Here is a 13,611-nt window from a genome sequence, read left to right on the forward strand (position 1 = left end):
GAGTGTGAAGTTCCTGGTGCTGATCTACGGCAATCCGGAGTCGCGGGCGGTGTGGGACGCGCTGTCGGACGAGCAGAAACAGGAGGGCATGGCCGGGTATGCCCGGTTGCACGAGGCCCTGGCCGAACGGGACGAACTGCTCGCGTCGGAGTCGCTGGACGACCCCGGCACGACCAAGCAGGTGCTGGTGCGGGACGGGCGGCCGCTGACGACGGACGGCCCGTTCGCGGAGGTGAAGGAGCAATTGGCCGGGTTCTACCTGCTCGACTGTGAGTCGATGGAACGGGCGGTGGAGATCGTCGCGCTGATTCCGGAGGCGCCGTTCAGCCTGGTCGAGGTACGGCCGGTGCGCGACTTGTCGGCGTACATGTGAGTGCCCTGGAGGAGGTGCTGCGTGCGGAGACGCCGCGGGTGTTGAGTGCGCTGACGCGCCGGTACGGCGATTTCGACGCGTGCGAGGACGCCGTCCAGGAGGCGCTGCTTGCTGCGTCGCAGCAGTGGCCGACGGACGGCGTACCGGACAACCCACGGAGCTGGCTGATCACAGTCGCGTCGCGGCGGCGGATCGAAGTACTGCGGAGTGCGGCGGCTCGGCAGCGCCGGGAGGAGAGTGTCGGGCTCGAACCGGCGCCTGAGGTCTCCGCAGTCGACGACTCGCTGACACTGCTGATGCTGTGCTGCCATCCGGCGCTGACCGCGCAGTCGCAGGTCGCGCTCACGCTGCGCGCGGTGGGCGGGCTGACGACCGGTGAGATCGCGCGGGCGTTTCTGGTGCCGGAGGCAACCATCGGACAGCGGATCAGCCGGGCGAAGGCGAAGCTGCCCGGTGCGTCGTTCACCATGCCGCCTGCCGATGAGCTACCGGCGCGGCTGGCGGCAGTACTGCACGTGCTCTATCTGATCTTCAACGAGGGCTACACCGCCTCATCGGGTGATGCGCTGCACCGGGTCGAGCTGAGCGCGGAGGCGATCCGGCTGACCCGGCAGCTGCACGGTCAGCTACCTGCCGAGGGTGAGGTCGCGGGACTGCTCGCGTTGATGCTCCTGACCGATGCCCGCCGTCCGGCCCGGGCCACGGCCGAGGGCCACCTGATCCCGCTCCCCGAGCAGGACCGCTCCCGCTGGGACGCCGAGGCCATTGCCGAGGGCACCAAGCTGATCACCGCCACACTGCAGGCCGCGCCCATCGGGCAGTACCAACTGCAGGCTGCGATCGCCGCCGTCCATGCGGCCGCTCGCGCGGCTGAGGACACCGACTGGCGCGAGATCCTGATGCTCTACGAACTCCTCGAAACCACCGCCCCCGGCCCGATGGTGACCCTGAACCGGATCGTCGCGGTCGCGATGGTCCACGGGGCAACCCGGGCCATGGCCCAACTGGAAGGCCTGCCCTTCGAGCACTACCGCATCAACGCCGTCCGCGCCCACCTCCTCGAACTCGCCGGCGACCTCCCCGCCGCCCGAACCACCTACGCCCTGGCCGCCCGCCAAACGGCGAGCACTCCGGAGCAGCACTACCTCCAGTCACGCGCCGACGCTCTGTAACATCGCCGCGGTCTCGGCCCAGAGGGCGCGCTGGGTGTCCTCGGAGCGGCCGGGCTCGGGGCAGGTGAGCGGCCGGCCGGTGCGGTCGAAGTAGCCGCCGGTGACGCCGTCGTACGCCGGATCGGTCGCCAGGGCCGTGATGATCGCGGCGCCGCGGCGCGGGTCGCCGATCTTGGCCGCGGTGAGGAGGCGCTGGAGGGCGCCGGCGAAGGGCAGCTCCCGGCCGAGGCCGGTGGTGTTGAACCCGGGGTCGCAGCAGTTCACGCTGACGCCGGGCAAGCGGCGGGCCAACTCCTGGCTGAACATGATGTCCAGCAGTTTGGTCCACCCGTACCAGGCGCTGGAGCCGCGGCGCGTGTAGTCGTCGGTACGCCGGAGGTCGGACACCGGGTCGAGCCGGCCGGAGTGCCGCGAGGCCTGCGACGCGACCGTCACCACCCGCGTCGTCGGGCTCAACAGACTGGTCAGCAGCCACGGCGCCAGGTAGTTGACCGCGACCATCTCGCTGAAGCCCTCGTCGGTGATCCGCTGCGAGAACGCGTGAACACCCGCGTTGTTGATCAGGACGTCGACCGGGCGGCCGGCGGCAATCGTCTCGCCGGCCCGGCGGACGTCCCCCAGATTCGACAACTCGGCCGGGCAGAAGCCGATCGGCCGGTCGAGCTCCTGCCGCAGCTCGTCGACCTTCGCGCGACTGCGCCCCACGATCGTCAGCTCCGCTCCTCGGCGTACCAACTCCCCGGCGGCCAACCGCCCCAACCCCTGCGTGGCCCCGGTGATCACCACATGCACAGCCTTCTCCTTTCCCTGAGGTACCTCACTAAATTATCATTTGCTGAGGCACCTCACGATTGGATCGGTTCATGGTCGACGCGACCCAGGTCGGATTGCAGTACCTCCAACTGGCCCACCACCTCCGCCGGGCGGTCGACGACCAGCTCGCCGCCGACGGCGTCTCGCTCGCCCGCCTCAAACTCCTCCAAGCCATCGACCGGCTCGAACCGGTCAACCAGGCCCGCCTCGCCGAAGACCTCGCGCAGGCCCCGCGCTCCGTCACCCAAGCCCTCGAAACGCTCCAACGCGACAACCTCGTCCGCCGCCACCCCAGCCCCACCGACGCCCGCTCCAACCTCGTCACCCTCACCCCGGCCGGCCGCACCGCCCTCAGCACCGCCCGCACCACCGGCGAAGCAGCCCTCCAACACCTCTTCGGCACCCTCCCCCGCACCCAACTCACCGCCCTCCACACCGCCCTGACCACCCTCGAATCCGCCCTCGCCACGCCCACGACGCAGTAAGACCGCGCCGAACGGTTCCTCAACCACCGCACACGCATCTGGCTGCCCGCGCCTCAGTCATAGGTGGCTTGGAGGCGCCAGGTGGTTTGGTGGAGGGTGAAGAGCCAGGCGCGGGTGTCGGGGGTGGTGAACTGGAAGCGGGCCTGGCGGGTGGCGGTGTCGGGGTCCCACCAGCGTTCGTCGCAGGGCCAGGGGCCGGCCCAGGCGGTGATCGGGTGGAGTTTGTTGCTGTCGGCAACTCGGGGGCCGGGGGCGAGGCGGAAGGCGGCGGGGGCGGCGGAGAGGTCCCCGCGGGCGGTGACCTCGACCTTGGCGCCGGCGGCGTCGAAGACCTCGGCGGGGAGCGGGTCGGGGAAGATCGTGGTGGGTGCGAGGGTGGGCCAGCGGGCGGAGCCGGCGAGCGCGCCGGGCCAGGGTTCGTCGGGTGAGCGGACCGGCGCCGGGCGGTCGCCCCACGGGACCAGCGTCTGCCGCTCGCCGAACCCGCGCCCGCCGCCGATCACCACCGACACGACCGCGCCGTGCCCGAGCATGCTCTGCACCCGCGACAGCGCCCGGTGGATCCGCTCGTCGGGACCGCCGCCCCACAGCCCGTCCGCCTGGGCGCCGATCGGGTCGACCTGCTCGGGGACGAGCCGGACCCGGGTCACCGGTGCGGTCAGCCCGCTGGTCGCCGTACCGCTGCCCTGAAGCTGCCAACGCACCCGGTCGACCACATCCGCCGCGGTGAACCAGCGCGGGTGCAGCCACTCCCGCTCATGGATCCGCCCGGACTCCGTCCCGATCTCGACCCGCAACGTCGTACAGACCCCGCCGAGCTCGGTCAGCCGATCGACCAGCTCGTCGGCCATCGACCGGACGGCGAACGCCACCTGGTCGACCCGATCCACCGGCGGCTCGAAGTCGATGACCCGGGCGAGCTCCGGCGGCACCTCCCGCGCCACCACCGGCCGGTCGTCCACCCCGCGGGCGAGCCGGTGCACGAAAGCGCCGTCCGGCCCGAACCGCGCCCGGACGTCGGCCACGGGCAACTGCGCGAACGCGCCCAGCGACCGCAGCCCGAGCCGCCGCAACAGACCGGTAAGCGCGGGCTGCTCGAGGACGTCGACGCTCAGCGGCGCCAGGAACTCCGCCGACTCCCCCGGCGGCACCACCAGCACCCGCGTCTGCTCCGAACTGCCGCGCGCCGCCTGCTCCGCCGCGAACGGCCCGTCGGCGATCCCGACCCGCCCGCCCGGTACGTCGTACGTCTCCAACCGGTCCAACAGCTTCGCCGCGGCCGCCGGCTCGCTCCCGTAGAACCGCGCCGGCCCGCGCGCCTGCACCGCGCACATCCCTGGCCGGATCACCTGCACCCCCGGCGTCAACGCCTCCAAACACTCCACCACCGGCTCGAACGCCCGCGCATCCACCTGCTGGTCGTACTTCAGCACCACCAGCTCCGGACACCGCGCCTGCGCCTCCCGAGCCCGCTGCCCCCGCCGCACCCCCTCCCGCCGAGCCGCCGCCGAAGTAGCCAGCACCTTCCCCTTCTCCAGCACCGCCACCGCCCCCACACCCCCAGCCGCCACCACCGGCCAGTCCGGCACCCAAACCACCATCGTCCGCATCAGGCGGTTGCTTCGGTTTGCCAGGTGGGAGTGCTGGGGTGGGGGGTGGGTTGGTGGTGAGGGGTCAGGTGGATTTGGCGGGGGTGGGGGGTGGTGGTGCGGCGGGTGGTGACGAGGACTGTGGCTTGGCGGGTGGTGAGGAGGCCTTCGCCTTCACCGAGGCCGGTCCAGGTGCTGGAGGTGAGCTCCAGGCGGGCTTCGCTGCCGGGCCAGGGGGCGGTGGAGATGAGGACGGCGCCGCGAGTGCGGAGGCGGGCGGCCAGGCGGGAGGCTTCGCCGGGGGTCACTTCGCCGGGCGGGCGGACCACAACGACGGTGAGGGCGTCGACGAGGGCGGCCACGACGCTGAGCCACTCGGGGCCCGGGTCGGGGATCAGGACCAGGCGCTCGAGGTCGACGCCGAGGTCGCGCGCCGCCTCCGCGCCGAAGGTCGGGACGCCGACGACCCCGCACCAGGCGCCCTCGGCGGACGGGCCGGCCATCAGCGCCATCACCAAGGCAGTCGAGCCGCACACGGAGTACACCGCGCCGGCCCGCAACGCGGCGCCGCCGAGCAGGCCGGTCACCAGCGGGGACGTCGGCAGCCCCCGCTCGACCGTCGCCGTGTCCAGCGCCTGCTGCAGCCGCGCCTCGGTCGCCCGCGGGCTGGCCCACCGCGCCGCGGGCTCCGCAGCACCCTGCGACTTCGCCCGGGCCAGGAAGGCCCGAGCCTCGTCCAGCGCCGTGATCCCCGTCATGATCCCATGTTCGAACACCTGTTCGACTGTGTCAATCCGACCGCCCGCAACCCCCCGAACGACTAAGGTCCGACCATGCTCCGCGTCGACCACCCCCGCTTCCGCGCGGCTCTCCGGCAGGTCGAGGACAGCATCGACGAGGCCTGGCGCGCCTTCTGCGCCGACGCCGGCGCGGAGCCCGGTACGTCGCAAGCCCGTGAGCTGGCCCAGATCGTCGGGCAGGACACCTCCGAGTTCGGCTGGCGAACCGTGGACGGCGCGCTCAAGGAGCTCACCTGCGCCGAGTGCGGTCAGGGCCTCGGCGCCGGCCCCACCGGCTGCGCGCCCTGCGACCTGGCGAACGGCTTCCGCTTCGCCGCCCAGGAGACCGACCGGCCGAACGTCCCCCGCGGCAACGAGCACGCCATCCGGGTCGCCTCCGCCGTCGCCCGCACGCGGGACCGCTACACACCACGCGCCCGCGCCGGCTACGAGCTCATCCTGCCCGAGCTGCTCGCCGGCAAGCTCCCGACCACTCCTCAGGCCCAGGCGGCCAAAGCCCGGATCAACAAGCTCAGCGACCACGAGCTCGACCGCCTCGTCGACCCACACCCGATCTACGGAGACATCTGATGACCACCACGTACGACGCCGTCTTGTCGCATCATGAGCGGCTGGCTGACTGGCTGGGGGGACGGGCGGGGCAGGAGGCGTTGCAGGCCTTCTGGGCCGCGCACCACCCGGAGTTCACGCTGATCACGATCGACGGGGTCAGGCTTGGCCTCGAGGAGCTGATGCGGTCGCTGAGCGGCGCGTACAACGCGGTGCCCGGGCTGAAGATCGGGATCGAGCAGTTCGAGGTGCTGGTCAGTGCGCCGGAGGCGACTGTCTGCAGGTTCCTGGAGCGGCATTCGCCGGAGTCGGCTCGGTGGACGACCGCCGTACTGGCGTCGGACGGGCAGTGGCTGAGTGTCCAGGAGACTCCGGTTCTCTGAGCCGCGCATAGGGTGGAGGTATGCCGAGGACTATTGCCACCAACACCAAGGTCGACCTCGAAGGACTGCTGGAGTTCATCCGGCCGCGGCACCACATGCTGCTGATCACCACGCGGGCGGACGGTACGCCGCAGGCGTCGCCGGTGTCGGGTGGTGTCGACGCGGAGGGCCGCATCGTCATCTCGTCGTACCCGGGGCGTGCGAAGAGCACGAACGTCGAGCGGAACCCGCAGACCAGTGTCGTCGTGCTGTCCGACGAGTGGGACGGCGCCTGGGTCCAGGTCGACGGTCAGGGCGAGGTCATCCAGCTGCCGGACGCGGTCGAGCCGCTCGTCGACTACTACCGGTCCATCTCCGGCGAGCACCCGGACTGGGACGAGTACCGCGAGGCCATGCACAAACAGGGCAAGTGCCTGATCCGCGTCACCCCGACGCGCTGGAGCCCGCTGGCCACCGGCGGCTTCCCGGCCCACCTGGCGGACTGACCAGCACTGCCCGAAATCGTCAGCGGGCGGTACGGCGTTCCATCGTCTCGGTGATGCGCTTCATCGCGCCTTCGAGGTGATCGCGCAGGGCCAGCTCGGCGCCGGCTTCGTCGTGGGCGACGCAGGCGTCGAGGATGGCCTGGTGCTCACGGCGGGTCTGCTCGATGCGGGCCTTGGTCCGGCGGGAGCCGAACCGGTAGCGCTCGCTGTTCTGCCAGACGGGTTCGATCGCGCGCGGCAGCCAGCGGGAGCCGCCGGCGCGGTAGATCGCGAAGTGGAACTCGGTGTGCGCCTGCCGGGAGGCGATGTTGTCGCCCAGCTTGGACAACCGGACATGCTCGGCCAGCGCCGTCCGGGCGGCGTTCGCGTCGGCTTCGGTGAACCGCGTGGCCGCGGCGCGCACGGCCAGCGACTCCAGCGCCAGCCGCGTCTGGTGGGTGTCGCGCAGGTCCTCCACAGACAGCTCGCGCACCCACGCGCCCTTGTGCGGCACGATCTCGACGAGGCCCAGCGCGGCCATCCGCCGCAGCCCTTCGCGGATCGGCATCTGGCTCATGTCGAGTCGTTTGGCGAGCTCCTCGAGCCGCAGCGCCGTCCCACTGGGCAGCTCACCGGACAGGATGAGCTCGTGCAGCTCGGCGGCGGCCTCCTCCGCGAGAGTACGACGTCCGGTCGGTCCCCCAGGAGTGAGCTCGAGTCGTCGGGTCATCAGATGCGGGCTGCCTCTCTCCACGCAACGCTTACTGCTTGGGAGGTAACCGTACGGCAGGGCGGGCCGGTTGCGGGCCTCCGCCAACAGATTGCTCAGCGGAAAGTTCAGCCAAGGGCTGTCAGATCGAGCAGGAACCGTGTACTGGACGCCGACTGCTCCAGCGCCTCCTGCACCCGCCCGGCCGGCAACAGCTCGACCTCCGGCCGCAGCCCGGCCGGTGCGATATCGGCCAAGGCCTGACCGACGTCGCCAGGCGCAGGCGTCGTCCGCTGGACGTTGACCGGCAGCACTCGCAAGTCGCGACCGATCAGCTGATGCAGGTCGAGCGTCGTGAACTCACCGGCCTTATAACCCAGTACGACGAGCCGCCCGCCCGGTGTGATGTGGCCAAGCACCCCACTGGTCACCGGCCCGCCCAGCGTGTCGATCGCAACGTCGCACCAGGGCAGCTCACGCCCTACCTGCCCCAGCTCATCGACTCGGACGATCTGATCGACCAGCCCGGCCACATGATCCACGGACTCCGATATTCCGGCCAGGCCGACCACCTTCGCCGCACCGGCCGCCCGGGCCGCGATTGCGCACAGCCGCGCGACCAGCCCGGTGATGCCGGTGACCACGACCGTTTGCCCGGCCCGCACCTCACCAACTCGCCGGACGGCGGCATGCGCGGTCATGGCCGGCGTCAGCAACGCCAGCGCGGTCGCCGGCTCCATCGACTCCGGTACGACGTGCACAGCAGCATCCGGGACGACGGCGTACCGGCCCCAGAGCCCGGCCCGCGTCACACCGACGCCCTCACCGCGAATCACCACACCGGCACCGGCTTCGGCCACGGATGAGCTGACGACGACGCCGTACCCCTCGGAGCCCGGGACGAACGGCGCGGCAGGCTGCCTGCCGCCCAGCACCGTCCGGTCCTGCGCGGTCACGGCGCCCAGCCGCATCTCGACCAGCGTCTCCCCCGGACCGGCGGTCAGCTCGATCGCCTCAGCCGCCAGCTCCGGCCCAGGCCCGTGCCGTCGCAGCACGGTCCCCTCCTGTGACCTCATGTCTCCACCCCGTTCCGCACATTTGATATCTGATCACATCTTGCCCACACAAACACCGCCGTCTCACCGGGCGGTGACCTCCTTGGCGAGTGGGACGGTCAGCTCCCCGGCGGTGAGCGCGCGGTCGGCCGCCACCGCGTCACTGCCCATCGGGAACGGCCAGTCGCTCCCAGCGAGCACGTGCTCCGCGCCGAACGTCCCATCAAGCAGATCCCGGACGCCGTCGTCGTGCACGAGATCGTCGACGTAGAAGCTCCGCACGGCCGCACGGACGGACTGCGACAGCGGACCGATCCCCGGCCGGGACGTGTCCACCCCACGCTGCCAGCGCCCAGCCACCGCTGCCGTCACCCCGCCCCCATGACACAAACAGAACCGAATCCCCGGGAACCGCCCCGGCACATCCGCGAAGACCAGCTCGGCCGCGGCCCGACCGGTCTCGTACGGATTGCCCAACAGGTTCGACAAGTAGAACGACCCGAGCCGCTTGTCGTCACTGTGTTCGGGGTGAATAAGGGTGAATGCCTCCAGCTCGTGCAGCACCTGCCAGACCGGATCCAGACCCGAGTAGCTCGGCGTGCCGAGCGCGAAGCCGCTGAAAACGCCCTCACGAGCCAGTGCGGCCGCGACGGAAGGCGCGGCCGGATCCAGCAGCGGCAGCTGTCCCAGCACGCGCAGCTGCGGGGTCGCCAGCTCACGAAGCCCTTGGTTGACCAGCTCGGCCCATTCGACGCCGGCGTCGTACCGGAACAGCGCAGGCGGTACAGAAACGACTGCGCCGTCCAGCCCTTGGTCGGCGATCCACTGCAGCAGCGCAGCGGGGTCAGCCAGCCGTTTGAGCGGCAGCCGGTGCCCGTCGATCACCAACGAGCCGTTGTCGACCGACAGCCCGAACTCACCGCGATGCGCCGCCGTCAGCACGGTCGGCGGAATCAGGTGCGTGTGGACGTCCCAGCCGGGCATGTCAGCGCGCGTCCTCGTCGTTGTCGTAGAACGACGGCCGCTCCGGGTAGTGCGGCCCGTCGTACACCTCGAGCAGGACGGAGTCCTCCTCGGCCAGCGTCGGCCCGTGCACACAGCCTTTCGGGTTCCAGTAGAAGCTGCCCTTGGTCAGCGTGACCCCGGTCGGGACATACACGTACCGCCCGCTCAGACAGAACATGAACTGGTTCGACGCGTGCTTGTGCTCGGACGGGATGCCGGCGCCCTTCTCGAAGCGGACCAGCGCGATCGACGCCTCCGTCTCCGGGTCGCGCCACAACATCTTGTGCGACAACCCGGCCAGGGACTTGTCGACCCACTCCAGGTCGTCCGTCTGCAGCAGCAGCTCCCGCAGCGGCTCGTTGAAACCGGTCATGGAACCTCCCGGCCAGTGACATGGGTGTACAGCTCTTCCGCGACTCCGGCGCGCATCGGCGCGACCGCAGCCACATGCCCGTCCGGCCGGAGCAGGACGACGCTGTCCGCCGGTACGCCGTACCGGTTCGTCGCGACACTGCCCGGGTCGAACAGGGCCCGGTCCCGGAACCCCGAATCGTGCGGCGCGTCCCACCGGGAGATCGCGTAGTGCCGCAAGGCGGGCGACTCGTTGCGCGGGATGTCCGGCCGACGACGGGCATCGGTGAAGTACAGCGCGACGAACGAATCCCGGCAGAGGTCGTGGATCGTGACGCGCCCCTCCGGCCCCTGCAGCGACAGGTCCGGAGCACGGTCGCCTGCCCGCACCGCGGGCGGCTCAGCGGTCGTGGCCACCATGGACCAGTCCCCCACACCCTCGACGTCCAACCGTACGCCGAGCAGCGTTCGCGTGTACGCCGTCGCCCAGTCACTCGTGTCAGCAGTCACCGCGCCACGCTGGTGAGACATGTACTTGCGGGCCGCTTCGGCCATCTCACCCGAGCCGTTGACGGCCACCGGCCGCTGCTCCTGCTCGTAACCGTCCAGCAGCGCGGGGTCGGCCCAGCCACGCAGCACCCAGGCCAGTCGCCACGGCAGGTTGGAGGCGTCCAGCGCACCGGTGTTCAGACCGAGCGCCCACATCGGAGTGATCAGATGCGCCGCATCGCCCATCAGGAACACCTTGCGGTCGCGGGTCCACTCGTCGGCGACGCGGTGGTGCACGTTGTAGATGACGGTGCCCAGCAGGTCGATCCGGTCCACCTCGCCGATGAACTGCTTCACCTTGACCAGTAGGTCCTCATCCCCTGGCTGATCGGCGCCCGGCGCCAGCGGGAACAGGAACCGCCAGTTGTCCGGCTGGCGGATCAGAACCATCCACTCGGTCCGGTCCGCGAAGTAGGCGAGGTACGGGTAGTCGCGGGCGTTGTTGACGTCCAGGTCGACGGCGACATCGATCAGCATGTACCGCTCGGGCAGCGTCTCGCCGACAACCTGCACACCGAGCGCATCCCGCACTCTGCTGCGGCCGCCGTCACAAGCGAGCAACTGCGACGCCTCCAGCGTCTGCGGGCCCTCCGGCGTCTCCAGCTGCAGTACTACCCGGTCGTCGAGGATCTCGAACGACGTCAGCCGGTGCTGCGTCCGCACGGTGTGGCCGGCTCGCTCCAGCCCGGCGGCCAGGATCGGCTCCATCCGCTGCTGCGGCAGATTGATGACGAAGGGGAACTGCGTGTCGTTGGTCAGCTCGGCCAGCCGCACCGACGCCCGCGGTGTGTTGGTCGCCCGGTCGATGTCGCCGATCTCGTCGATCCGGACGGCGGCCGCGAGGACGTCGTCGACAACGCCGTACCGGTTCCAGATCTCCAGGGTGCGACTCAGCGTCGTCCCGGCCTTGGTGTCCGACGACAGCGTCGCGTCCTCCTCGATGAGGACGAACGGGACGCCGTAGTGCGCGAGACCGAGCGCCGTGGTGAGGCCGATCGGTCCGGCGCCTACGACGACGACGGGGAGCTGGTCAGCAGTCACAGGTCACCTCTCGGGAAGGCCCGCTCCCGGGTCAGCATCGAACCGGTCATCGTGGCCGCGTCGGACAGCAGGAACAGCAGCGGGCCGACCACGTCGTCAGCCGCGCCGATCCCTATCGTCTCGCGCCAGTGTTCGGCGTCCGCACCCGCGTTCGCAGTACGGAACTGGTCGGTGTCGATAACCCCTGGCGCGACCACGTTCACCCGCACCCGGTGCTCGGCCACCTCGGCCGCCAGCGACTTGGCGAAGGCGACCAGCGCCGCCTTGCTGGCCGCGTACGCCGAAGCGCCCGCGAAGCCCGTCGTCGCCAGACCCGACGTGAACACCACCACCGAACCGGACCGCTGCGCCACCAGCTGCGGGACGACGGCCTGGCACACCCACATCACGCCGTCCAGGTTCACCTGCAGCGTGCGACTCCACACCGCCGGATCCAGATCGACGACGGCCGACCGCGGCTGCACCGCCGCACCGGCCACCAGCCCGTCGATCCGCCCGTACTTCTCGACCACTGCGGCAACCGCCGCGACCACAGCAGCCCGGTCCGCGACGTCGACCGCGTAGAAGTCGACGGACGGATCGGACGGCGGTACGACGTCGAAGACGACCGCCGTCCCACCAGCCGCCACGAAAGCCGCAGCCAGCGCCGCACCGATGCCCTGAGCACCACCGGTGACGATCACGACCTCACCGGCCGCGTCGAAGCGCACTCTCACGGCGCGTCTTTCTGCTGCGACGAACCGCCCTCAGCTCGCCTCGTCATCGTCTCGGTGATCCGCTGGAACGCACCGGCCAGATGCTCGTGCAGAGCGGCCTCCGCACCGGCCGCATCGCGCGCAGCGCAGGCATCGAGGATCGCCTGGTGCTCCTTGCGGTTCTGCTCGATCATCGCGTCGGTCTGCCGGCTGCCGAACCGGTAGCGCTCGCTGTTCTGCCACACGGGTTCGATTGCGCGCGGCAACCACTGCGAGCCGCTGGCCCGGTAGATCGCGAAGTGGAAGTCGGCGTGCGCGTCCCGAGCACCGGCCAGGTCCTGCGCCTTCGACAGCCGCAGGTGGTCGGACAGCGCCCCCGCAGCCTTCTCCACGTCGGCCTCGGTGAACCGCTCCGCCGCAGCGCGAACAGCCAGCGACTCCAGCGCCAGCCGAGTCTCATGGGTGTCCCGCAGATCCGCGAGCGACAAGTCACGCACCCAGGCGCCGCGGTGCGGAATGATCTCGACCAGCCCCAGCGCCTCCAGCCGGCGCAGCCCCTCCCGGACCGGCATCTGGCTCATCTCGAGCCGATTCGCCAGCTCCACGAGCCGCAGCGGCGTACCGCTCGGCAGCTCACCCGACAGGATCAGCTGGTGCAGCTCAGCCGCCGCATGCTCAGCCAGCGTCCGCCGCCCACCCCGGCCGCCACCAGGCAACAGCTCCAACGGTCCACTCATACCTTCGTCACCCGATTCCGCAGTTCGCCGAGTTTGTCGGACCGCGTGACGACGACGTCGCCGTCCTGCAGGAACACCTGCGGCTCCCGGGCGTTGCCGATACCGGACGGCGTCCCGGTCAGCAGCAGGTCTCCTGGCCGCAGGGTCATCCCGAACGACAGCTCACTGATCAGCGTCGCGACGTCGAACGCCATCTGCCGCGTCGACGCGTCCTGCCGGAGCTCGCCGTTCACCAGACACTGCAGCCGGATGTCCTGCGGGTCGCCCAGCTCGTCGGCCGTGACGATCCACGGCCCCAGCGGCATGGTGTCGTCGATGCTCTTACCCTTCAGCCACTGCCCGCCGTGCGCTCGCTGCAGGTCGCGCTGCGAGACGTCGTTGGCCAGCGTGTAGCCCCAGACATGGTCCAGCGCCTCGGCCACCGGGATGTTCTTCCCGGTCCGGCCGATCACCAGCGCCACCTCGGCCTCGTAGTCCCACTTGGCCGACAGCGCCGGATCCCAGGCGATGTCGTCGTACGGACCGATCACGACGTCCGGCCCCTTGGTGAAGAAGGTCGGGTGCTCGGGCGGATCGACGTCCTGCCCCTCGCGTTTGCCCTTGCTCTCCTCGAAGTGGTCCCAGTAGTTCCACCCGGTGCAGAGGATGTCACGCCGGAACCGCCGCAGCGGCGCCCGCAACAGCTCTTCCCGATAAGGGATCCGCTCGCCGGTCAGCGAACTCCCGGCGACGATCGCCTCGGTCAGATCCGTTGCCGCCAGCAACTGGATCGACTCTCCGTCGAGCACGCCGGGTCGCTCCCGGCCGGCGTGCTCAACCATCACGTACCGCATCTCAGGTC

At 70.6% G+C, this 13,611-nt stretch carries 17 protein-coding genes; 6 read left to right on the top strand and 11 right to left on the bottom strand.

The genetic code is table 11. The annotated features are described in order from the left end of the window. The first annotated feature begins 4 nt into the window (after positions 1 to 4). Together ACZ6ZD_RS30855 and ACZ6ZD_RS30860 are read left to right on the top strand one after the other, a co-directional pair. Complete coding sequence (locus ACZ6ZD_RS30855) at positions 5 to 373, top strand: YciI family protein (protein WP_465677426.1); 369 nt, start codon at positions 5 to 7, stop codon at positions 371 to 373. Further along, positions 370 to 1,545, top strand: coding sequence for an RNA polymerase sigma factor (locus tag ACZ6ZD_RS30860; RefSeq protein WP_465677427.1), 1,176 nt, complete (start codon positions 370 to 372; stop codon positions 1,543 to 1,545). Before ACZ6ZD_RS30855 ends, ACZ6ZD_RS30860 begins: the two co-directional genes overlap by 4 nt. On the opposite strand, the gene ACZ6ZD_RS30865 is transcribed toward ACZ6ZD_RS30860, so the two are convergent. Continuing rightward, positions 1,525 to 2,337, bottom strand: coding sequence for an SDR family NAD(P)-dependent oxidoreductase (locus ACZ6ZD_RS30865; RefSeq protein WP_465677428.1), 813 nt, complete (start codon positions 2,335 to 2,337; stop codon positions 1,525 to 1,527). The two genes, ACZ6ZD_RS30860 and ACZ6ZD_RS30865, sit on opposite strands and share 21 nt — an antisense overlap. A 71-nt stretch (positions 2,338 to 2,408) precedes the next feature. Between ACZ6ZD_RS30865 and ACZ6ZD_RS30870 the strand changes: the two genes are divergently transcribed. Further along, positions 2,409 to 2,843: a MarR family winged helix-turn-helix transcriptional regulator gene (locus ACZ6ZD_RS30870; protein ID WP_465677429.1), complete on the top strand. Its 435-nt coding sequence runs from the start codon at positions 2,409 to 2,411 to the stop codon at positions 2,841 to 2,843. Between the two features lie 53 nt (positions 2,844 to 2,896). Here ACZ6ZD_RS30870 and ACZ6ZD_RS30875 read toward each other — a convergent pair whose 3' ends face one another. Together ACZ6ZD_RS30875 and ACZ6ZD_RS30880 are read right to left on the bottom strand one after the other, a co-directional pair. Continuing rightward, positions 2,897 to 4,453 carry a DNA polymerase Y family protein gene (locus tag ACZ6ZD_RS30875; protein WP_465677430.1) on the bottom strand — a complete coding sequence of 519 codons (1,557 nt, stop codon included), beginning with the start codon at positions 4,451 to 4,453 and terminating at the stop codon, positions 2,897 to 2,899. Then, positions 4,453 to 5,190: a serine/threonine-protein kinase gene (locus ACZ6ZD_RS30880; RefSeq protein WP_465677431.1), complete on the bottom strand. Its 738-nt coding sequence runs from the start codon at positions 5,188 to 5,190 to the stop codon at positions 4,453 to 4,455. Before ACZ6ZD_RS30880 ends, ACZ6ZD_RS30875 begins: the two co-directional genes overlap by 1 nt. Positions 5,191 to 5,265: 75 nt before the next feature. Here ACZ6ZD_RS30880 and ACZ6ZD_RS30885 point away from each other — a divergent pair, with 75 nt between their 5' ends. From ACZ6ZD_RS30885 to ACZ6ZD_RS30895, 3 genes are read left to right on the top strand one after another with little or no spacing between them, the layout of a single operon-like run. After that, entirely contained in the window at positions 5,266 to 5,802 is a 537-nt protein-coding gene (locus tag ACZ6ZD_RS30885) for a hypothetical protein (protein WP_465677432.1), read from the top strand. After that, positions 5,802 to 6,164, top strand: coding sequence for a hypothetical protein (locus ACZ6ZD_RS30890; protein WP_465677433.1), 363 nt, complete (start codon positions 5,802 to 5,804; stop codon positions 6,162 to 6,164). Before ACZ6ZD_RS30885 ends, ACZ6ZD_RS30890 begins: the two co-directional genes overlap by 1 nt. 20 nt (positions 6,165 to 6,184) lie before the next feature. After that, on the top strand, positions 6,185 to 6,649 hold the full coding sequence (locus tag ACZ6ZD_RS30895) for a PPOX class F420-dependent oxidoreductase (RefSeq protein ID WP_465677434.1): 465 nt from the start codon (positions 6,185 to 6,187) through the stop codon (positions 6,647 to 6,649). Positions 6,650 to 6,668: 19 nt separating this feature from the next. Here the strand turns inward: ACZ6ZD_RS30895 and ACZ6ZD_RS30900 are convergent, their stop codons facing one another. The 8 genes from ACZ6ZD_RS30900 to ACZ6ZD_RS30935 form a co-directional block, all read right to left on the bottom strand. Then, positions 6,669 to 7,358 (bottom strand): GntR family transcriptional regulator, encoded by a 690-nt coding sequence (locus ACZ6ZD_RS30900; RefSeq protein WP_171678906.1) that lies wholly within the window; start codon positions 7,356 to 7,358, stop codon positions 6,669 to 6,671. Positions 7,359 to 7,465: 107 nt separating this feature from the next. Beyond that, positions 7,466 to 8,413, bottom strand: a complete 948-nt coding sequence (locus tag ACZ6ZD_RS30905; RefSeq protein ID WP_465677435.1) for a zinc-binding alcohol dehydrogenase family protein — start codon at positions 8,411 to 8,413, stop codon at positions 7,466 to 7,468. A 63-nt stretch (positions 8,414 to 8,476) separates the two neighbouring features. Further along, positions 8,477 to 9,376 carry an amidohydrolase family protein gene (locus tag ACZ6ZD_RS30910; protein WP_465677436.1) on the bottom strand — a complete coding sequence of 300 codons (900 nt, stop codon included), beginning with the start codon at positions 9,374 to 9,376 and terminating at the stop codon, positions 8,477 to 8,479. Between the two features lies 1 nt (position 9,377). Further along, a complete protein-coding gene (locus ACZ6ZD_RS30915) occupies positions 9,378 to 9,770 on the bottom strand; it encodes a cupin domain-containing protein (RefSeq protein WP_465677437.1) in 393 nt (130 codons plus the stop codon). Then, positions 9,767 to 11,338 (bottom strand): FAD-dependent monooxygenase, encoded by a 1,572-nt coding sequence (locus tag ACZ6ZD_RS30920; RefSeq protein ID WP_465677438.1) that lies wholly within the window; start codon positions 11,336 to 11,338, stop codon positions 9,767 to 9,769. The genes ACZ6ZD_RS30915 and ACZ6ZD_RS30920 overlap by 4 nt, the downstream gene beginning before the upstream one ends. Continuing rightward, on the bottom strand, positions 11,335 to 12,054 hold the full coding sequence (locus tag ACZ6ZD_RS30925; protein WP_465677439.1) for an SDR family NAD(P)-dependent oxidoreductase: 720 nt from the start codon (positions 12,052 to 12,054) through the stop codon (positions 11,335 to 11,337). The genes ACZ6ZD_RS30920 and ACZ6ZD_RS30925 overlap by 4 nt, the downstream gene beginning before the upstream one ends. After that, positions 12,051 to 12,770 (bottom strand): GntR family transcriptional regulator, encoded by a 720-nt coding sequence (locus ACZ6ZD_RS30930; protein WP_465677440.1) that lies wholly within the window; start codon positions 12,768 to 12,770, stop codon positions 12,051 to 12,053. The genes ACZ6ZD_RS30925 and ACZ6ZD_RS30930 overlap by 4 nt, the downstream gene beginning before the upstream one ends. Continuing rightward, positions 12,767 to 13,603, bottom strand: a complete 837-nt coding sequence (locus tag ACZ6ZD_RS30935; RefSeq protein ID WP_465677441.1) for a fumarylacetoacetate hydrolase family protein — start codon at positions 13,601 to 13,603, stop codon at positions 12,767 to 12,769. Before ACZ6ZD_RS30935 ends, ACZ6ZD_RS30930 begins: the two co-directional genes overlap by 4 nt. Between the last annotated feature and the right edge of the window lie 8 nt (positions 13,604 to 13,611).

Source organism: Kribbella sp. NPDC104218, assembly GCF_055584105.1.

Coding starts and splice junctions, on each gene's coding strand:
- ACZ6ZD_RS30870 (WP_465677429.1), top strand. CDS start 2,409: ATGGTCGACGCGACCCAGGTCGGATTGCAGTACCTCCAACTGGCCCAC.
- ACZ6ZD_RS30875 (WP_465677430.1), bottom strand. CDS start 4,453: ATGCGGACGATGGTGGTTTGGGTGCCGGACTGGCCGGTGGTGGCGGCT.
- ACZ6ZD_RS30880 (WP_465677431.1), bottom strand. CDS start 5,190: ATGACGGGGATCACGGCGCTGGACGAGGCTCGGGCCTTCCTGGCCCGG.
- ACZ6ZD_RS30885 (WP_465677432.1), top strand. CDS start 5,266: ATGCTCCGCGTCGACCACCCCCGCTTCCGCGCGGCTCTCCGGCAGGTC.
- ACZ6ZD_RS30890 (WP_465677433.1), top strand. CDS start 5,802: ATGACCACCACGTACGACGCCGTCTTGTCGCATCATGAGCGGCTGGCT.
- ACZ6ZD_RS30895 (WP_465677434.1), top strand. CDS start 6,185: ATGCCGAGGACTATTGCCACCAACACCAAGGTCGACCTCGAAGGACTG.
- ACZ6ZD_RS30900 (WP_171678906.1), bottom strand. CDS start 7,358: ATGACCCGACGACTCGAGCTCACTCCTGGGGGACCGACCGGACGTCGT.
- ACZ6ZD_RS30905 (WP_465677435.1), bottom strand. CDS start 8,413: ATGAGGTCACAGGAGGGGACCGTGCTGCGACGGCACGGGCCTGGGCCG.
- ACZ6ZD_RS30910 (WP_465677436.1), bottom strand. CDS start 9,376: ATGCCCGGCTGGGACGTCCACACGCACCTGATTCCGCCGACCGTGCTG.
- ACZ6ZD_RS30915 (WP_465677437.1), bottom strand. CDS start 9,770: ATGACCGGTTTCAACGAGCCGCTGCGGGAGCTGCTGCTGCAGACGGAC.
- ACZ6ZD_RS30930 (WP_465677440.1), bottom strand. CDS start 12,770: ATGAGTGGACCGTTGGAGCTGTTGCCTGGTGGCGGCCGGGGTGGGCGG.
- ACZ6ZD_RS30935 (WP_465677441.1), bottom strand. CDS start 13,603: ATGCGGTACGTGATGGTTGAGCACGCCGGCCGGGAGCGACCCGGCGTG.